The sequence below is a fragment of the Xenorhabdus sp. KK7.4 genome, assembly GCF_963876465.1.
Lineage (GTDB): Bacteria > Pseudomonadota > Gammaproteobacteria > Enterobacterales > Enterobacteriaceae > Xenorhabdus > Xenorhabdus stockiae.
Genome location: NZ_CAWNQF010000024.1, coordinates 109,077 through 131,358, shown reverse-complemented (window position 1 = coordinate 131,358; position 22,282 = coordinate 109,077). Strand labels below are relative to the sequence as shown.

General features: G+C 49.4%; 3 protein-coding genes. All 3 read right to left on the bottom strand.

Annotated features, from left to right (window positions below; all coding sequences use genetic code 11):
* Window positions 1-41: 41 nt before the first annotated feature.
* The 3 genes from AACS90_RS04215 to AACS90_RS04205 all read right to left on the bottom strand — a co-directional run bounded on the left by AACS90_RS04215 (window position 42) and on the right by AACS90_RS04205 (window position 22,269).
* The gene (locus AACS90_RS04215) at window positions 42-785 is read right to left on the bottom strand and encodes a metallophosphoesterase family protein (protein WP_099121830.1); all 744 of its coding nucleotides are present in this window, start codon (window positions 783-785) and stop codon (window positions 42-44) included.
* 863 nt (window positions 786-1,648) lie between these two features.
* Window positions 1,649-9,103 (bottom strand): amino acid adenylation domain-containing protein, encoded by a 7,455-nt coding sequence (locus AACS90_RS04210; protein WP_193757180.1) that lies wholly within the window; start codon window positions 9,101-9,103, stop codon window positions 1,649-1,651.
* Window positions 9,100-22,269 carry a non-ribosomal peptide synthetase gene (locus AACS90_RS04205; protein ID WP_241538224.1) on the bottom strand — a complete coding sequence of 4,390 codons (13,170 nt, stop codon included), beginning with the start codon at window positions 22,267-22,269 and terminating at the stop codon, window positions 9,100-9,102. The genes AACS90_RS04210 and AACS90_RS04205 overlap by 4 nt, the downstream gene beginning before the upstream one ends.
* Between the last annotated feature and the right edge of the window lie 13 nt (window positions 22,270-22,282).

Below are 22,282 nucleotides of genomic sequence, written 5' to 3'. Positions count from 1 at the left end.
ATACACTCTCAAGTTGCTTATGCTGCAACTTGAGAAGGACTTTAGTAATTACACGACGTTACTGATATATTTTCTGAAAAATCAATAATATTAAAACCAGAACTTTTTGTTGTTTTAACGGTATTTGTACCTGATAACCACTGGAATGAAACTGCGGGTGCAACACTGATTGTTATATCATTCTGATGCCAGATACGCGAAGTATGAGCATGACCACAGCCGATAAATTTCACCTTATGTTTTTTACATAATGTTAATAAATCCGCGGCATTTTCCAGCATACAACTGTCTACAATGGGTGTACCAACCGGAATAGTGTGGTGATGCATAAATACCGCAGTATTAAATTTCTTGTTTAAAATAATTCTTTTTTCTAATTCAGCAAGGTTATTTTGTGTAATAAAGCCATAATCCTCACCTTTAACGACAGTATCAACATAAGTAATGAACCAATTTTTATCATTATACTCACCGGAAGTGATGTTATATTTTGGTTTTATCTCTGTAATGACGGTATCAATATTATTTTTTAAGTCATGATTTCCGGCTATTGTCATATAGGGAGTCTGACATGAATCCATTCTTTTGAAGAAATATCGGTAAGCATCGATATCACCATCATTTGTTATATCGCCGGAAACAATGATTAAATCTATTTCAGTAACTTCCTTTATGCGGCATATTTCCTCACAGATAGTATCAAAATTGTCATACAGGTTTACATTAAATAATTGATGTTCTCTGCTCTGTGTCAGGTGGATATCGGTTATCTGAATGGCTTTCATTTTTTATTACCTCCCAAAAATAGACGGATTATATGATATTTTTTAATCGTCTACATCAGCAGATTCTGATTTGTTATTCTTATAGCGACCTCATAATTTACAATTGGTAATTTAACTCGTGTTATATTAAATATCCCGATGGTTAATTAGGCTATATTAATGGCTGGATTTAAAAGTCACGATAAAAATATTGGAGATGAAAATTTAATTAACCTGAAATGGATGAATTGATATTTTTTTATTAAAGCTTAAATTTTTTTTGAAATGTGTGAAGGAGAAATATCGATTTTAGTCGATTTTTTTATTGTTCGTCTCTTGCATTATGTTGTCTCGTTGATATCATCTTATAAGATTTAGTGTGTTATGAATTTACCTTATAATTGTATATATTATAATGCAGGAGGTAAAAATAAGAAACAGGGTAGGCTTTCAGTTACATACCAGAAATGTATCATGTGAATAAATTATGTTTTCTATTTTATTAGCGTGTAATTATATAGAATCTAATATTCGGGCTGTAATTATTATTATTTGTTTTGCCCACCAGGGAACTAATGTAAAAATAATTATTTTAAATAATAAATTCTGAAGTTGTTGTTATGAAATTTGATTTTGTATTTATTATTTTTGCTCATGATTTTAAAGGTTGTGTCTCCGCGGTAAGGGCGTTCATCCTCAGGAGCATAGATGACTATGTGAATGGGATGTGGGGTGACCAAGTGTAACCAACAAAGTATCAATCTGAAAGATGACGTATATATCAATAATTGAAACTTAAAAAATAACGCCCAATTTCATGGGCGTTATTTATATGAGTGTTCCGGAACCACCTCTATAAAAGGTGGTTCATTCTTTTTGCTGCTTTATTGATTATTCATTACCGCTTTAACTAATGCTTTGCCCGTATCCTGGATATTGGGCTGCAGCATCATAGAGTCATGATCTCCTTTAATCGGGATAATAGTCAGTTGCTCACTGGGTAGAATTTGATCCCATTTTAGCGTCATTGTTTCTCCTTCGGCGACTTCATCCATTGCTCTGAACAGAGTGACGTTCGTGTTTATCGCCTGTGGTATGTAACAGTTAGCTGCCACAGAGATGTTATAGCGCATTTGCACAAGATCACTGACATTTTCCCGTGTGACCTTCGGTGGTAATAAATTGAGCTTCTCAGCTAATATTAACATCGCGTCGTAATCACGTTCATTAGCTAGCTTATTGAATTCATCGTTAATGTCTTCTGGGATATCGTACGGGAGTAGTTCGAGCAGTGTGGCACTTTTCTCAAACATCATTCCGGACTGTTTCTCTTCAGCTGAATAGAAATCCAGATAATTAGAAGCGCTGTCCAGTAACCCGATAAAGTTTACTGTTTCACCATCGGCAATTAATTGGCGTGACATTTCATAAGCAATCGTTCCGCCTGATGACCATCCAGCCAGATGGTAAGGGCCATGTGCTTGTATCTGGCGAATGCATTTAACATATTCCTGAGCCATGTTGTTGATGGTGGGCTGTATGCCTTCTTCTGCAAGGGTATCGCTGGCAATGACACCATAAATTGATAATTCGTCATTATCCATATATGGCTCAAGATCGTAGGCATAGTGAACATCGCCATTGACTGCGTGAATGAGGAACAGTGAAGTGTTACCATTCCCCTGACGGACAGTCACTATATTCTGCTGTTGCGGCAGTGGCGCGTCTGACTGAATATATGTTGCCAGTTCACTGATTGTCGAGTAAACCAGCAGATCGCGGATACTGATATCTTTAGCTAAAGCCTGATTAAGACGGGTAGCAACCTGTAGGGTTAATAGGGAATGACCACCAAGCTCAAGGAAGTGATCATGGCGTCCTATTTGTTCCAGCCGGAGTACGTCCTGCCATATCGCTGCAATGAGCTCTTCTGTTTCACCGATAGGGGCTTCATAGTTGCGGCTGATAACGGAAGATTTATCCGGTGCCGGTAATGCCCGACGATCCAGTTTGCCATTAGGTGTCAGCGGGAATGTATCCAGAATCACAAAAGCACTGGGGATCATATAGCTGGCTAAGTTTACGTGCAAAGAGTGACGCAGGTCTTCCAGATCGAGAGTTGTACCCGGCTGTGGCACCAGATAGGCCACCAGACGTTTATCACCCGGAGTATCTTCCCGCACGATAACAATCGCGTCTTTAATTCCGGGATAAGCAAAGAGTCTGGCTTCAATTTCTCCCAGTTCAATGCGGAACCCGCGGATCTTAACCTGAAAATCATTGCGTCCGAGGTACTCAATCGTACCGTCCGGCAACCAGCATCCCAAATCACCTGTTTTATACATACGTGCATCAGTTTGATGGCTGAATGGATCAGGAATAAAGCGTTCTGCTGTCAGCTCAGGTTGGTTGAGATAACCCCGAGCAACGCTTGCACCGCCGATATGAATTTCCCCGGAAACACCGAGAGGAGCAGGTTGTCCCTGTCCATCCAAAATATATAGGCGGGTATTGGTTAATGGATAACCAATAGGCAGTGTTGGTTCGGTATACAGGGAATGACCATCCACTTTTAATACGGTTGCAATGACGGTGGTTTCAGTTGGGCCATAGGAGTTAATCCAGCGGCAATGTTGCGTTTCAGCCAGTGATTTCCAGAGAGTCAGATGGTGAAGCTCCGCTTTTTCGCCCCCAACGATAACCAGACGCAGAGAAGGACTGAAATCACATCGTCCTGCGACCAGCTCCTGTACCCACTGATGCCAGAAAGCGGTGGGGAGATCGGTGACGGTAATTTTCTGCTCCCGCAGGAAACGACCGAAGTTACTGTCCGGTACACGGAGATCGGCAGGTCGCAGGATCAGGGTTGCGCCGGTTGCCAGTGTTGCAAAAATATCCGACACGGTGGTGTCGAAAGCAACAGAAGTAAATTGCAGCACACGGTCAGAAGGGGTTAGTTCGTTAGTCTGACGCTGGACGTGAACGAAGTTAACCACATTACGATGCTCTATCATCACGCCTTTGGGCTGTCCGGTGGAGCCGGAAGTATAGATGATATAGGCCAGATGATGTGGTGCCAGCCCCGATTGTAGATGTTCAGGATTGTGGGTCGGTTGCTGTGCTACATTGCTCCGATGCGCTTCACTATCCATTAACCAGACAGGAACTTCTGTTGCCAGCCGGTTCTGTAAATGTTTTTGAGTCAGTAGTAGCTTCGGTTTACAGTCGGACAGAATGTAAGCCAGTCTTTCCGTCGGATAATCAGTATCCAGCGGAACATAGCCTGCACCGGCTTTCAGGATCCCGAACAGGCCGATAATCATATCCGGGCTGCGTTCAACGCAAATTGCTACCCGATCATCCGGTTGTACACCCGCGGCAATCAGAGCATGTGCCAGTTGGTTGGCCTGCTGGTTCAGTTCAGCGTAGCTGAGTTGCTCATCACCACTCACCAGCGCAATGGAATCTGGTGTGAAAGAAACCTGCTGTTCGAAGAGCTGGTGGAGCAGAATATTCTGCGGATAAGCGATTTCAGCACCGTTAAAATCTACCAGTAACTGTGTCTTTTCCGCTGGTGGCAGAACGGAGATTGCCTGAATATTTTGTGCAGGCGCGTTTTGTAATAATGAAGTAACCAGACCTTTTAGTGCGGTTGCCACATAGGCATTAATGCGACTCGGGTCAATCTGTTGGCTGCATTGGATAGTGAGTTCAAATTGGTCATCATAGGCATCAACATCCAGAGATAAAGGATAATTGCTGCGTGAATCTTTAGTGTTAAACGTTTCAATGCCTTCCCAGATTGATGCGAGTTCCTGCTCATCTTCCTCTGTTTCATCTGAACCATGACGGAAATTAAGCAGGCTGTTAAACAGGGGCAGAGAAGCGGGAATACCGCTGCAACGCTGAGCAATAACCAGAGGTGTCTGTTCATGTACCAGTAATGTGCTGAGTTGCCGGTAAGTTTCCTGAACTGTTTGCTGAACATTGCGCCCTTGCAGAATAACCCGAATGGGTAATGTATTGATAAACATCCCCATTATTTTTTCTGTTTCTTTACCGCCTTGTAACCGACCCATTAAAACAGTACCGAAGACGACATCGTCACGGCCACTACACTGAGCCAGTACCTGTGCCCAGGCAACATGAAACAGAACTGCGATACTGACACCCTGTTGACGGGCGCATTGCTGAACCATCCGGGAAAGATCACTATCCAGTGTCAGAACATTTTCCACAACTTTATCGCCACTGTCCTTAGCATCAAGCAGACCGAATGGCAGGGTCGGCTCTTCTACGTCTCCCAGCAGCTGACGGAAATAGGCCTGGTGTTGTTCAAGGGGAATATTTTTAGTCTGGGCAATGAAATTACGATAAGGCAACGCTGTTGGCAGTTGTTCATGCTGGCCCTGTAACATGGCATTAACTTCATCAAATACCAGTTTCAGCGATAAATTATCGCAAACCAGATGGTGGTGAAGTAAGGATAAGTACCATTTATCACTATTTGGTTCTCTGGCAATGCTGGCAGATAATAACGGTGCTTTGTTGATATTCATCCGGACAATATCAGGGTCGGTATAGCTCTGAATTTGTTGTTCCGCATTGATTTCAGGCGACAGTTCCAGCTCTGTGACAGGCATGGGGGCATGGCGATGAACGACCTGCACCGGCTCTGGCAGATTCTCCCAATGGACGGCAGTGCGCAGAATATCGTGGCGCTCAATGACCTGTTGTACTGTTTGCAGGAATGTATCCAGACGTGAACGACTGTCGAAAGTCATCAGCAGGTTGTCCAGATACGTATCACCGGTTGTTTCCAGCAAATGGTGGAACAGAATACCTTGCTGTAATGGCCCGAGTGGATAGATGTCCTGAATGTTACTGACACCGCCTGTCACTTGTGAGGCTATCTGGTCGATATTCGCCTGAGACAGTGTTACCAGTGGCAGCATATCCGGTGTAATTGCCTGACAGTTATCCGGGATCAGGTTTGGTGGCACAGGCGTGTTGTTTGTATCAGATTCGGTTTGCTGAGTTAAATTGGTTGCCATAGCTGCCAGTGTCGGGGATGCGAATACCGCACTGACATCAATGGCAAGGCCGTGTTGACGGAGTTTCTCAATCAGGCTGACGACCAGTAGTGAATGTCCGCCCAGCTCGAAGAAATTGTCATGGCGTCCGACTTGTTCCAGCCCCAACAGCTCCTGCCAGATACTTGCCAGTTGTTGTTCTGCTTCTCCTTCCGGTGCCTGATATTCCCGGCTGATGATGGCGGTATGGTCAGGAGCCGGCAATGCTTTGCGATCGACTTTCCCGTTGGGTGTTAGTGGGAAAGCATCCAGAATGACGTAAGCACCGGGCAGCATATACTCCATCAATTGCGCGCTTAGTTGTTCACGTAACTGGAGGATATCCAGTATTGTCTCCGGCTGCGGTATCAGGTAAGCGACCAGACGTTTATTGCCGCTTTCATCTTCATGGGCAGTCACTACAACATCTTTGACTCCATCACACTGGGCCAGTTGTGCTTCAATTTCTCCCAGTTCAATACGGAATCCACGTAACTTAACCTGAAAATCGTTGCGTTCCAGATATTCAATCGTGCCGTCTGGTAGCCAGCGGCCGAGATCACCGGTTTTATACATGCGGGAATTGGCTTGTTGGCTGAACGGATCGGCAATAAATCGTTCATCAGTGAGGTCAGGACGATTCAGATACCCTCTGGCGACACCTGCACCACCGATATGAATTTCCCCCGCAACACCGATAGGAACCGGCTTCCCCTGCGTATCAAGGATATAAATTTGAGTATTGGTGAGTGGGCTACCGATAGGAACGGTATTGGTGAGGCCAGACTCTTGGTTGTCTGGTTTCCATACCGTGGCGATAACGGTGGTTTCCGTCGGGCCATAGGAGTTTATCCAGCGACAGGACTGAGTTTCAGGTAAAGTCTGCCATGTATTGAAATGACGCAGTTCAGCTTTTTCCCCGCCGACGATCACCAGCCGTAAAGAAGGACTGAAACCACAGCGCCCGGCGGCCATTTCCTGAACCCATAAGTGCCAGAAAGCGGTGGGCAGATCGGAAACGGTAATTGCCTGTTCCTGTAAGAACTGGCTGAAGTTTTTATCGGGTATGCGCAGCGAGGCCGATCTCAGTACTAATGTTGCTCCGGCGGCCAGTGTGGCAAAAATATCGGACACGGTGGTATCAAAGGCAACAGAGGTAAATTGCAGCACCCGATCAGAAGGTGTCAGTTCATTCGTTTCACGCTGGACATAAACAAAATTCATAACCTGACGGTGCTCAATCATCACCCCCTTCGGTTGACCTGTTGAGCCGGAAGTATAGATGATATAAGCCAGATGATGCGGTTTCAGCCCCAATTGATGAGGTTCAGGGTTGTCGGTAGGTTGTTGTGCCACATTATCCAGATAGTGATCGTTATCCATTATCCAGACGGGAACTTCAGTATTCAGGCGGTTCTGTAAGTGCTCCTGAGTCAGTAATAGCTTCGGCTTACAGTCTGACAGAATATAGGCCAGCCGTTCAGTCGGGTATTCCGGGTCTAACGGTACATAACCGGCTCCGGCTTTCAGAATACCAAACAGCCCGATGATCATATCTGCGCCCCGTTCGACACAAATTGCTACCCGATCATCCGGTTGTACTCCGGCAGCAATCAGGGCATGGGCAAGCTGGTTCGCCTGCTGGTTCAGTTCATGATAGGTGAGTTGCTGTTCTCCGCTGATCAAGGCCGGGCTGGTGGGGGAATGGGCGACCTGTTGCTCGAACAGTTGCTGGAGTAACATTTCCTGCGGATAAGAGGCTGTTCTGGCATTAAAGCCGGTCAATAACTGATTACGTTCATTCGGTGTCAGTAAAGGTAAATCAGCCACACGCTGAGTATCATCAGCCACCATAACCGTTAACAGTGTTTGCAGATAGCCCGCCATCCGGTCCATCGTCGCCTGATCAAACAAATCGCTGGCATATTCCAGTTCACCGATTAAGCCTTCATCCGTGTCATGCAGTGACAGGGAGAGATCAAAGTGGGAGCTGTTTTCGGATAAATCCAGTTCGCTGATCGTTAATCCCGGTAATTCGAACTGCTGTTGTCCGGGAGTATTATCCAGAGACATCATAACCTGAAAAACCGGGCTATAACTCAGGCTGCGCGGTGGTTTTAACGCTTCAACTAATTGTTCAAACGGGAGATCCTGATTTTCAAAAGCCGTGACAGTATGAGCTTTCACATGTGCCAGCAATTCGCTGACGGTCGGATTATCCTGTAACTGAACCCGCAGTGCTAATGTATTGACAAAAAAGCCGATTAACGGCTCCAGATCGCGATATTTACGGTTAGCGACTGGCGTACCGATAACTAAATCATGTTGCCCGCTGAGACGGGAAAGCAGTATTGACCATCCGGTCAGCAGCGTCATAAATAACGTAATGCCGTGACGTTGCGCAAAGGCTTTTAATTTTCCGGTTAAATCCGGTGACAGGGTAACCAGTGCTTCTCCACCGGCATAAGTTTGCCGCGCCGGACGCGGGCGGTCAGTGGGGAGTGTCAGAAGCGTCGGCGCATCCTGTAGCGTATTACGCCAATAATCCAGCTGCTTTTCCAGTGCTTTACCCTGTAATTCCTTCCGTTGCCAGAGAGTATAATCTGCGTACTGAATTTTTAATGGCGGTAATGGGTCAGGCTGTTCGTGGCAGAAGCTCAGGTACAGAGTAGAAAACTCCTGCATCATGACGTTAACTGACCAGCCATCAGAAATAATATGGTGCTGGGTGAGTAACAGAATATTTTCATCTTCTGCCAGTCTGAATAACTGGCCCCGAATTAAGGGACCGTTTTCAAAATCGAAAGGATGGCTGGCTTCAGATTTGATGGCGTTCTGGATAGCATTTTGTCGATCATCATCGGCTAATAGACGCAAATCCTGCATACTTAAAGAGAAACCGAAATCTTTCCCATGAACAATTTGCCGCGCCGTTCCTTCTCCTCCGTCTTCTGCCAGCCCAATAGTGGTGCGCAGAATTTCATGGCGGGCGACGATTCTGTCCAGCGCGGCCTGTAAGGCCGCGATGTTCAGTTGGCCCTTCAGATGAAGGGCGGCAGGAATGTGGTATGCCGTCAGGGCAGCCGGATCTAACTGAGCGAGGAACCACAGGCGCTGTTGCGCCCAGGATAGCGGGATTTCCTGCTGCGGATCACGGGCAGATATCGGTGCTTTTTCGGTTGTCAGGCTATTTTGCATACGCTCTTTCAGTTTCTTCTGGAGTACAGCCTGCCTTAATTGATTCAGTGTCTGTTCATTTTTGCTCATAGTTTATTTCCCTCTAGTTGTTCTCCATTTAACATGGCAAGCAACTCATCTTCAGATAGGTTCTCCAGCTCTTTTTGCATATCTTCAATATCCTGATCGAAAAAGGTTTCCACTTGTTTTGATAAGATAAGCTCAGCAAGTTTGGCTAATGCCGAATGACGGAAAATATCCGTAATTGAAATTTCCAGATGGAACTCTTCTTGCAGTCTTGCCGATAATTGCATGATTGATAATGAGTTTCCTCCCAGCTCAAAGAAATCATCATGACGACCGACTTGCTCCAGCCCCAGTAAGGTTTGCCAGATAGCCGCCAGTTGCTGTTCTGTTTCTCCCTCTGGTGCTTCATACGCCCGCGTAGCGGTTGCAGAGCGGTCAGGAACCGGCAGTGATTTTCGATCCAGCTTGCCGTTCGGATTCAGCGGGAAGGCTTCCATTACGACAAAGGCGCTGGGGATCATATAATCCAGTAGATGAGTGCTGAGCTGTTCACGTAAATCAGCGATATCCAGCTGAGCATCAAGTTGTGGAACTAAATAAGCCACCAGTCGCTTATCACCTGTTTCGTCTTCACGTACCATGGCAATAGCATCTTTAACCCCTTCACAGGCTGCCAGCTGAGTTTCTATTTCTCCCAGCTCAATGCGGAATCCGCGGATTTTGACCTGAAAATCATTCCGTCCGAGGTATTCAATCGTTCCATCCGGTAACCAGCGACCTAAATCCCCGGTTTTGTACATTCTGGCATTCGGTTGTTCACTGAACGTATCCGGAATAAAACGCTCATCAGTCAGCTCAGGCTGGTTCAGATAACCCCGCGCCACGCCGGCACCTGCAATGTGAATTTCACCGGAAACACCGATAGGAACAGGTTTTCCGCGCGTATCAAGTATATAGATACGGCTGTTGGCAAGCGGATAACCGATTGGCAGTGTTTCTGCGCTATAGGCCGGATGACTGTCCACTTTCAGAACAGTAGCAATCACCGTCGTTTCCGTCGGGCCGTAAGAGTTAATCCATCGGCATGAACGGGTTTCCGGTAGTGTCTGCCAGGTCATCAGGTGACGCAGTTCCGCTTTTTCTCCGCCGACAATCACCAGACGCAGAGAAGGGCTGAAGCCACAACGTCCTGCGGCCATTTCCTGTACCCATAAGTGCCAGAAAGCGGTAGGCAAATCAGTCACCGTGATTTTCTGTTGTTGCAGGAATTGAGCAAAAGCTCTGTCCGGAACACGCAGTTCTGACGGGCGCATAATTAAGGTTGCACCTGCGGCAAGGGTGGCGAAGATATCCGATACAGTGGTATCGAACGCTACTGAAGTGAACTGAAGTACACGGTCAGATGGCGTCAGTTCATTGGTCTGACGCTGAACATGGACAAAATTAACCACGTTGTGATGCTCAATCATCACCCCTTTTGGCTGCCCGGTGGAACCGGAGGTATAGATGATATAAGCCAGATGATGCGCTGCCAGTCCCAGTTGTTGCGGGTCTGGGTTATGGGTTGGCTGTTGGGCTATACACTCGGCATGGCTGTTATCATCCAGCATCCATACTGGCGTATCAGTCGATAAGCGGCTATGTAAGTGCTGCTGCGTCAGTAATAACTTCGGTGCACAATCTGACAAAATATAGTTCAGGCGTTCAGTAGGGTAATCCGTATCCAGCGGCACATATCCTGCACCGGATTTTAAAATACCGAATAAACCTATCACCATATCCAGACCACGTTCGACACAAATCGCCACCCGATCATCCGGTTTGACGCCGGCAACAATCAGGGCATGGGCCAGTTGGTTGGCTTTCTGGTTCAGTTCACTATAGGTGAGTTGAACCTCTCCATTACTTGCAGCGTGGATCAGTGCGATAGCATCCGGCGTGAGGGCTGCCTGCTGTTCAAACAGCTGCTGGAGTAACATATCCTGCGGGCAGGTAACTTTGTTGCTGTTAAAGTCTTCCAGTAGCTGAGTGAGTTCTGCTGGTGGCAGGATATTGAGGGAATGAATATCCTGTTCCGGCATTTTCTGTAAGGCCATTACCAATGCTTTCAGTGCGGTATCCATATAAGCATTAATGCGGGCCGGGTTAATCTGGCGGTTGCATTGTGCAGTCAGGGCAAAGCCATCACCAAAATCATCGACATCCAATGACAGTGGGTAATTACTGCGCTCCTCACTACTGGAGGTCTGAATACCCTGCCATACGGCTGAATCAGCCTGTTGATCGTTATGCTGGCTATGACGGAAATTAAGCAGGCTGCTGAAAAGGGGCTGAGGCGCCTGAATACCACTGCAACGCTGGGCGATGGCTAATGGAGTCTGCTCATGCTCAAGCAATGTGCTGAGCTGCTGATAAGTTTCCTGTACCACCTGTTGTGCAGTACGCTCCTGCAATATTATGCGCACGGGCAGGGTATTGATGAACATACCAAGAACCTGAGAGGTATCTGCACCTTTTAGTGACCGGCCTAATAGCACGGTGCCGAAAACAACATCTTCCCGTCCGCTGCATTGTGCAAGCACCTGTGCCCATGCGACATGGAACAGAACGGCAGCACTGACACCCTGCTGGCGGGCACAGTCGCGTATCTGGCGCGATAACTTATCATCCAGCGCCAGTCCGGCTTCCTCTATCTTATGGTGCTCATCATGGTTCCCCTGCACATCAAGTAAGTTAAACGGCAGAGTGGGTTCATCCACATCGCCCAGAAGCTGGTGGAAATAGTCCTGATGTTTCTCAACCGGAACGGCCCGGATCTGTGCGATAAAGTTACGGTAAGGCAGGGAAGGCGGCAGAGGTTCATTTTGCCCGAGCTGCAATATCTGCACTTCATTGAAGATCATTTCCAGTGACAGATGGTCACAAACCAGATGATGGTAAAGCAATGCCAGATGCCAGTGTTCGGTATGCGGATCTTTGGCAATGCAGGCGGATAATAATGGTGCTTTGGTGATATCCATACGTATCTGGCGTGGATCGGTAGCATCACGTAATTGCTGTGCTGCATCCGTACCGGCGAATAGCTCCAGTTCGGTAACGGGCAGAGGAGCATGACGATAAACCACCTGTACCGGCTCCGGCAGATTGTCCCACTGAAATGCGCTACGCAGAATGTCGTGACGATTAATAACCTGTTGCAGTGCCAGCAGGAATGTATCCAGACGTGTCCGGCTGTCGAAAGTCATCAGCAGATTATCCAGATAAATATCGCCTTTAGTTTCCAGCAAGTGGTGGAACAAAATACCTTCCTGTAACGGCCCTAATGGGTAGATATCCTGAATATTTGCAACACCATCGGGAACGTTGGCAACAATCTGGTCAATATTATTCTGGGTCAGCGTGATCAGTGGCAGCATGTCCGGTGTGATGGAATGGCTGTCATCAGTAATCAGGTTGGGCGGAACCGTAAAAGTGACATTGTCACTGATTGTTGTATCCGTTATGCGTGATGCCATTGCCATCAGTGTCGGAGAAGAAAAGACCGTACTGACTTCTAGTGTAAGGTCACGCTGGCGAAGCTCTTCAATCAAATTAACAACCAGCAGGGAGTGCCCACCTAATTCAAAGAAATTATCATGACGGCCAACCTGTTCCAGACCGAGCAGTGTTTGCCAGATAGCCGCGAGCTGTTGTTCTGTATCACCCTGAGGAGCCTGATATTCACGGCTGATAAGGGCCGAACTGTCCGGCGCAGGCAGGGCTTTGCGATCCAGTTTGCCATTCGGGTTGACGGGGAAGGCATCCAGAATGACGTAAGCGCCGGGCAGCATATACTCCATCAGGCGGCTGCTCAGTTGTTCACGCAGTTGAATGATATCCAGTGTTATTCCTGGTTGTGGGATCACATAGGCGACCAGACGTTTATTACCATTTTCCTCTTCGCGAGCCACTACAACCGCATCCTTGACGCCTTCACACTGAGCCAGTTGTGCCTCAATTTCCCCTAGTTCAATGCGGAATCCCCGGATCTTGACCTGAAAATCATTGCGCTCCAGATATTCAATCGTGCCGTCCGGCAGCCAGCGGCCGAGGTCACCCGTTTTATACATACGGGCATCAGTTTGCGGACTGAACGGATCAGTAACAAAGCGTTCATCCGTCAGGTCAGGGCGGTTGAGATAACCACGGGCGACGCTTAATCCACCGATATGGATCTCGCCGGCCACGCCGATAGGAACAGGCTGCCCCAGAGTATCGAGAATATAGAGTCGGGTATTGGTCAGCGGGTAACCAATCGGCACGTTCTGGTTCAGGCAGAGTGCCCGGTTTTCCGGTTTCCATACGGTGGCAATTACTGTGGCTTCGGTCGGGCCGTAAGAGTTTATCCACCGGCAGGCCTGTGTTTCAGGCAAAGACTGCCAGGTATTGAAATGGCGTAATTCCGCTTTTTCTCCACCAACAATCACCAGCCGTAAAGAAGGGCTGAAACCGCAGCGACCGGCCGCCATTTCCTGTACCCATAAGTGCCAGAATGCGGTCGGTAAATCGGACACAGTGATGGCCTGATCCCGCAGGAACTGACCGAATGCCTTGTCGGGAATACGCAGATGAGCCGGACGCAGTACCAGCGTTGCGCCGGTCGCCAGCGTAGCGAAAATATCGGACACCGTGGTATCAAAGGATACCGACGTAAATTGCAGCACCCGATCCGTTGGGGTCAGTTCGTTTGTTTCACGTTGAACATGGACAAAATTGACGACCTGACGGTGTTCAATCATGACTCCTTTCGGCTGTCCGGTGGAGCCGGAAGTATAAATAATATAAGCCAGATGGTGTGGTAACAGGCCCAGCGAGTGAGCGTCAGGATTATGAGCCGGCTGCTGTGCTGTAGTGTTCAGATAATCGGTTTCGTCCATCATCCAAACAGGGATATTGGTTGTTAGGCGATCGGCTAAATGTTGCTGAGTCAGCAATAACTGCGGGGCACAATCGGACAAAATATAAGCCAGCCGTTCTGTCGGGTAATCCGGATCTAACGGCACGTAACCGGCCCCGGCTTTCAGAATACCGAACAGGCCGATAATCATATCCGGGCTGCGGTCAACGCAAATCGCCACCCTGTCATCCGGTTTGACGCCGGCGGCAATCAGGGCATGGGCCAGCTGGTTGGCTCGCCGGTTCAGTTCGGTGTAACTGAGTTGCTGCCCGTCACTGACCAGTGCAACGGACTCAGGCGAGTGTAACACCTGTTGTTCGAAGAGTTGTTGCAGTAACAGATCCTGCGGATAAGCGACTTCTTTCGTGCTGAATTCAGTCAGGAGCTGTGTGCGTTGCTGTGGCGTAAGCAGGGCTAAATCGGCGACGTGTTGTGTTTCATCCGCCACCATTGCCGCCAGAAGGGTTTGCAGGTGTTCCGCCATCCGTTCGATGGTGGTGTGCTCAAACAGATCGCTGGCATATTCCAGTTCACCTACTAATCCGTTCTCGCTTTCACTGAAGGACAGTGACACATCAAACTGAGTTGTTTTTTTGGTTAAGAGCAGCTCGTTGATGGTCAGGTCTGGTAAATTGAATTCTGATGAACCGGAAGTATTATCCAGCGCCATCATGACCTGAAAGACCGGGCTGTGACTCAGGCTGCGCGGCGGTTGTAATGCTTCCACCAACTGTTCAAAGGGCAGATCCTGATGAGCATAGGCGGCCAGCGCATGGGCTTTGACCTGCGCTAACAGGGCACCGACAGTTGGGTTGTCTTCCAGCCTGACCCGTAACGCCAGCGTATTGACGAAGAAGCCAATCAGCGGCTCCAGTTCACGGTACTGGCGGTTGGCGACAGGGGTACCGATCACGATATCCTGCTGACCGCTCAGGCGGGACAGTAAAATCGCCCAGCCTGCCAGCAGGGTCATAAACAGGGTAGTACCGTTCCGCTGGCTCAGGGTGAGTAAGCCTGCCTTTAATTCATGCGGCAGGGTGAAAATAACCTGATCTCCGCGGTAGCTCTGCTCCAGAGGGCGGGGATGATCTGTTGGCAGTTCCAGTAATACCGGCGCATCCTGTAGGGTCTGACACCAGTAATGCACCTGTTGTGCTAATTTGTCACCCTGTAACCATTGCCGTTGCCATACAGCATAATCCGCATACTGAATGGAAAGACGGGGGAGCGGATCAGGCTGTTGCTGACAGAAGGCGTGATAAAGCGCCGAAAATTCTTTGATCAGCACATTCAGTGACCAGCCGTCAGAAACAATATGGTGCTGAGTCACCAGCAGAATATGGTGTTCATCGCTGATTTTCAGCAATTGGGCGCGCACTAACGGCCCTTGTGTAAAGTCAAAAGGCAGGTCAGCTTCGGCCTGCTCTGCCGCTTTCAGGGCGATTTGCTGCTCCGCCGGGGATAACGGGCTGAGATCCTGTGATATCAGGGAAAAGCCGCTGCTGGGGTTGCCAATAATCTGGCTGGCTTCTCCGTCAATAACGGCAATCGTGGTACGCAGAATTTCATGCCGGGCGACAATCCTGTCCAGCGCAGCCTGTAACGCGGCCTGATTCAGCTGGCCACGCAATTCTAGTCCGCCGTCAATGTGATAGGCTGCCTGCGCAGCGCTGTCCAGCTGGGCGAGGAACCATAAACGCTGCTGGGCCCAGGAAAGAGGCAAAGGCTGCTGGCGGTCTGCAGGCAGAATAACCGACTGAGCGGATTGGGTGGCATTCCCCAGAGACTGAGCTAAATCTGCCAGTGTCGGGTGGTTGAAGAGATCCTGCAAGGTCACTTCAATGTTCAGTTTTTCCCGTAAACGGGCTGCGACCTGCACGGTTAATAAGGAGTGCCCGCCCAGCTCAAAGAAGTGGTCATGGCGTCCGATATGTTCGACTCCCAATAAACTCTGCCAAATATCGGCCAATGTCTGCTCCATTTCTCCCTGCGGTTCAGCATATTCACGCTGGACAATGGCTGAACTGTCCGGCGCAGGCAGGGCTTTACGATCCAGTTTGCCATTCGGGTTGACGGGGAAGGCCTCCAGAATGACATAAGCGCCGGGTAGCATATATTCCACCAGACGGCTGCTTAACTGTTCGCGTAACTGAAGCAAATCAAGCGTAACTCCCGGCTGTGGCACCAGATAAGCCACCAGACGTTTATTGCCGTTTTCCTCTTCACGCGCGACTACCACTGCATCCTTGACTCCGTCACACTGAGCCAGCCGGGCTTCAATTTCCCCCAGTTCAATGCGGAATCCCCGGATCTTGACCTGAAAATCATTACGCTCCAGATATTCAATCGTGCCGTCCGGCAGCCAGCGGCCGAGGTCACCGGTTTTATACATACGGGCATTCGGCTGCGGACTGAACGGATCAGTAATAAAGCGCTCTGCGGTCAGATCAGGGCGGTTGAGGTAGCCACGGGCAACGCTTAATCCTCCGATATGGATCTCTCCGGCCACGCCGATAGGAACAGGCTGCCCCTGAGTATCGAGAATATAGAGGCGGGTATTGGTCAGCGGATAGCCAATCGGCACGGCGTTGGTGAGGCAGAATTCATGGTTATCCGATTTCCACATCGTGGCATTAACGGTGGTTTCAGTCGGACCATAGGAGTTTATCCAGCGGCAGGCCTGTGTTTCAGGCAAAGACTGCCAGGTATTGAAATGACGTAATTCCGCTTTTTCTCCGCCGACCAGCACCAGCCGTAAAGAAGGGCTGAAACCGCAGCGACCGGCCGCCATTTCCTGCATCCATAAATGCCAGAATGCGGTGGGCAAATCGGAAACAGTAATAGCCTGATCACGCAGGAACTGGCTGAATGCCTTGTCGGGAATACGCAGATGAGCGGGACGCAGTACCAGCGTTGCGCCGGTCGCCAGCGTAGCGAAAATATCGGCGACTGTCGTATCAAAGCAAACGGAAGTAAATTGCAGTACCCGATCTGCCGGGGTCAGCTCATTGGCTGCACACTGGACATGAACAAAGTTCACGACCTGACGGTGTTCAATCATGACTCCTTTCGGCTGTCCGGTGGAGCCGGAAGTGTAAATAATATAAGCCAGATGATGTGGTAACAGGCCCAGCGAGTGAGCGTCAGGATTATGAGCCGGCTGCTGTGCCGCGGTGTTCAGGTAACTCATATCGTCCATCACCCAAACAGGAATATCGGTCGTCAGGCGATCGGCTAAGTGTTGCTGGGTCAGCAATAACTGCGGGGCACAATCGGACAAAATATAAGCCAGCCGTTCTGTCGGGTAATCCGGATCTAACGGCACGTAACCGGCACCGGCTTTCAGAATGCCGAACAGACCGATAATCATATCCGGGCTGCGGTCAACGCAAATGGCGACCCTGTCATCCGGCTTGACGCCGGCGGCAATCAGGGCATGGGCCAGCTGGTTGGCTTGCCGGTTCAGTTCGGTATAACTGAGCTGCTGCCCGTCACTGACCAGTGCAACGGACTCAGGCGAACGTAACACCTGTTGTTCGAAGAGTTGTTGCAGTAACAGATCTTGCGGATAAGCGACTTCTGTGGTGCTGAATTCGGTCAGGAGCTGTGTGCGTTGCTGTGGCGTGAGTAGGGCTAAATCGGCGACTTGTTGTGTCTCATCCGTCACCATCGCCGCCAGCAGAGTTTGCAGGTGTTCTGCCATCCGTTCGATGGTGGCGTGCTCAAATAGATCGCTGGCATATTCCAGTTCACCCACTAATCCATTTTCGCTCTCACTGAAGGACAGCGACACATCAAACTGGGTTGTTTTTCTGTCTAAAGGCAGATGGTTGATGGTCAGGTCTGGTAAATTGAATTCTGATGAACCGGAAGTATTATCCAGCCCCATCATCACCTGAAAGACCGGGCTGTGACTCAGGCTGCGCGGCGGTTGTAATGCTTCCACCAACTGTTCAAAGGGCAGATCCTGATGAGCATAGGCGGCCAGCGCATGGGCTTTGACCTGCGCTAACAACGCGTTCACAGTCGGGTTGTCTTCCAGCCTGACCCGTAACGCCAGCGTATTAACGAAGAAGCCAATCAGCGGCTCCAGTTCACGGTATTGGCGGTTGGCAACGGGGGTACCGATCACGATATCCTGCTGACCACTTAGTCGGGACAGTAAAATCGCCCAGCCTGCCAGCAGGGTCATAAACAGGGTGGTACCATGCCGCTGGCTCAGGGCGAGTAAGCCGGCATTTAACTCACTTGGCAGGGTAAAAACGACCAGATCTCCGCGGTAGCTCTGCTCCAGAGGGCGTGGGTGATCTGTTGGCAGCTCCAGTAATACCGGCGCATCCTGTAGGGTCTGACACCAGTAATTCACCTGTTGTGCTAATTTGTCACCCTGTAACCATTGCTGTTGCCATACGGCATAATCCGCATACTGAATGGGCAGGAGGGGGAGCGGATCGGGCTGTTGCTGGCAGAAAGCCTGATAAAGCGCTGAAAACTCTTTGATCAGCACATTCAGTGACCAGCCGTCAGAAACAATATGGTGCTGAGTCACTAACAGAATATGGTGTTCATCACTGATTTTCAGCAGTTGGGCGCGGACTAACGGCCCTTGTGTAAAGTCAAAAGGCTGGTCAGCTTCGGCCTGCTCTGCCGCTTTCAGGGCGATTTGCTGCTCCGCCGGAGATAACGGACTGAGATCCTGCGATATCAGGGAAAATCCGTTGTCAGGGTTGCCAATAATCTGACGGGTTTCTCCGTCAATAACGGCAATCGTGGTACGCAGGATCTCATGGCGGGCCACAATTCTGTCCAGCGCAGCCTGTAACGCGGCCTGATTCAGCTGGCCCCGCAATTCTAACCCGCCGGCAATGTGGTAGGCTGCCTGTGCAGCGCTGTCCAGCTGGGCGAGGAACCATAAACGCTGCTGGGCCCAGGAAAGAGGTAAAGGTTGCAGGCGATCCGCGGGCAGAATAACCGACTGAGTGGATTGGGTGGCATTCCCCAGAGACTGAGCTAAATCAGCCAGTGTCGGGTAGGTGAAGAGATCCTGTAAGGTCACTTCAATGTTCAGTTTTTCCCGTAAACGGGCTGCGACCTGCACCGTTAATAACGAATGCCCGCCCAGCTCAAAGAAATTATCATGACGGCCAACCTGCTCCAGTCCAAGCAGTGTTTGCCAGATAGCCGCCAGCGTTTGCTCCATTTCTCCCTGAGGTTCGGCATATTCACGCTGGACAATGGCAGAACTGTCCGGCGCAGGCAGGGCTTTGCGATCCAGTTTGCCATTCGGGTTGACGGGGAAGGCCTCCAGAATGACATAAGCGCCGGGCAGCATATACTCCATCAGGCGGCTGCTTAATTGTTCGCGTAACTGAAGCAAATCAAGCGTAATCCCCGGCTGTGGCACCAGATAAGCCACCAGACGTTTATTGCCGTTTTCCTCTTCGCGAGCCACCACAACCGCATCTTTGACCCCGTCACACTGGGCCAGCCGGGCTTCAATTTCCCCCAGTTCAATGCGGAATCCCCGGATCTTGACCTGAAAATCATTGCGCTCCAGATATTCAATCGTACCGTCCGGCAGCCAGCGGCCGAGGTCACCGGTTTTATACATACGGGCATCAGTTTGCGGACTGAACGGATCAGTAACAAAGCGTTCTGCTGTCAGATCAGGGCGGTTGAGATAACCACGGGCGACGCTTAATCCTCCGATATGGATCTCGCCGGCCACGCCGATAGGAACAGGCTGCCCCTGAGTATCGAGAATATAGAGTCGGGTATTGATCAGCGGATAACCAATCGGCACGTTCTGGTTCAGGCAGAGTGCCTGGTTTTCCGGTTTCCATACGGTGGCGATTACGGTGGTTTCGGTCGGGCCGTAGGAGTTTATCCAGCGGCAGGCCTGAGTTTCAGGTAAAGTCTGCCAGGTATTGAAATGGCGTAATTCGGCTTTTTCTCCGCCAACAATCACCAGCCGTAAAGAAGGGCTGAAACCGCAGCGACCGGCCGCCATTTCCTGTACCCATAAATGCCAGAATGCGGTGGGTAAATCGGAAACAGTAATAGCCTGATCCCGCAGGAACTGACCGAATGCCTTGTCGGGAATACGCAGATGAGCGGGACGCAGTACCAGCGTTGCGCCGGTCGCCAGCGTAGCGAAAATATCGGACACCGTGGTATCAAAGGATACCGATGTGAATTGCAACACCCGATCTGTCGGAGTCAGTTCATTCGTTTCACACTGGACATGAACAAAATTGACGACCTGACGGTGTTCAATCATGACTCCTTTTGGCTGTCCGGTGGAGCCGGAAGTATAAATAATATAAGCCAGATGATGCGGTAACAGGCCCAGCGAGTGAGCGTCAGGATTATGAGCTGGCTGCTGTGCCATTGTGTTCAGGTAATCGATTTCGTCCATCACCCAAACAGGAATATCGGTCGTCAGACGATCGGCTAAGTGTTGCTGGGTCAGCAATAATTGCGGGGTACAGTCAGACAGAATATAAGCCAGCCGTTCTGTCGGGTAGTCCGGGTCTAACGGCACGTAACCGGCGCCGGCTTTCAGAATGCCGAACAGGCCGATAATCATATCCGGGCTACGGTCAACGCAAATCGCGACCCTGTCATCCGGTTTGACGCCAGCGGCAATCAGGGCATGGGCCAGCTGGTTGGCTCGCCGGTTCAGTTCGGTGTAACTGAGCTGCTGCCCGTCACTGACCAGTGCGACGGACTCAGGTGAGCGTATTACCTGTTGTTCGAAAAGTTGTTGCAGTAACAGATCCTGCGGGTAGGTGACTTCTTTCGTGCTGAATTCAGTCAGGAGCTGTGTGCGTTGTTGTGGCGTAAGTAGCGCTAAATCCGCGACTTGTTGTGTTTCATCCGCCACCATTGCCGCCAGCAGGGTTTGCAGATGGTCCACCATCCGTTCAATGGTGGCGTGTTCAAACAGATCCCGGGCATATTCTAAATCACCGACTAATCCGTTTTTTGTATCATAGAGTGTGAGAGTCAAATCAAAGTAGGCACTTTCTCTGACCAGAGGAAGTTCGCTCAATTTTAATCCTGCTAACTCAAACTGCTTTTGTTCTGATTGGTTATCAAGAGTCAGCATGACCTGAAAAATAGGGCTGTGGCTCAAACTGCGGGTAGGTCGCAGCGCTTCAACAAGTTGTTCGAAGGGTAAATCCTGATGTGCATAAGCGCCCAGTGCACGCTTTTTCACCAGTGTCAGCAACTCACTGACACTTAAGTTATCACTTAATTGAATACGCAATGCCAGCGTATTGGCAAAGAAACCGATTAATGATTCCAGCTCAGGTTGTTGACGATTGACAATGGGCGTTCCTATGACCAGATCGTCCTGCCCGCTGAAACGGGAAAGTAATACCGCCCAGCCCGCCATCAGGGTCATAAATAGAGTCGTTCCATGACGCTGGCTGAGATTTTTCAAACCGGCACTCAGTTCAGCAGGAAATGCCAGCTCAACACGGTTACCTTTATAACTCTGTTGTACCGGATGGGGTTTGTCAGTGGGTAATTCGAGTAATTCAGGAGCATCCTGTAACTGTTCACGCCAGTAATTTAACTGTGTTTCGAGCCGTTCGCCCTGTAACCATTGCTGCTGCCAGAGTACGTAATCAGCATACTGGAGAGATAATTCAGGCAATGGGTCCGGTTGTTCCTGACTAAAAGCCTGATAAAGAGTGGAAAGTTCCTGAATTAATAATCTGACAGACCAGCCATCTGAGATAATGTGATGCTGTGTTAATAACAGAACATATTCATCTTCAGCCAAATGCAATAAATGCCCTCTGAGTAATGGCCCACAGATAAAATCGAAAGGTCTGACAGCTTCGTCATGGGCACGCTTTTCGACGGCTGTCTGTTGTTCTGGCTCTGATAAATGGCGAATATCCTCAGATGTCAAAGCAAATCCACTATCGGGATGCCCGATAACCTGCCGGGCGGTTCCGTTAGTGGAGATAAACGTTGTCCGCAGGATCTCGTGACGGGCGACAATCCTGTCCAGCGCTGCCTGTAGTGCACTCTGATTAAGCTGACCCTGTAGATGTAATCCCACAGGCATGTGATATGCCGTTTGAGCAGATGAATCTAACTGCGTCAGAAACCAGAGCCGTTGCTGTGTCCAGGACAAGGGGATATCACCCTTGCGAGGCTGAGGGAGGATCTCAGTTTTTTGTGTGTATTGACGGGATAGCTTGGCGGCTTTGGCTAACTCAAGTAGCCTTTTCCGTTCAGCTAATGGTAAAGAAATTAATTCATTATTATTCATTGTTAAGTACCAT

Bases quoted from the DNA above. Each gene is read 5' to 3' on its own strand.
- AACS90_RS04205 (WP_241538224.1), bottom strand. From the start codon at position 22,269: ATGAATAATAATGAATTAATTTCTTTACCATTAGCTGAACGGAAAAGG.
- AACS90_RS04215 (WP_099121830.1), bottom strand. From the start codon at position 785: ATGAAAGCCATTCAGATAACCGATATCCACCTGACACAGAGCAGAGAA.
- AACS90_RS04210 (WP_193757180.1), bottom strand. From the start codon at position 9,103: ATGAGCAAAAATGAACAGACACTGAATCAATTAAGGCAGGCTGTACTC.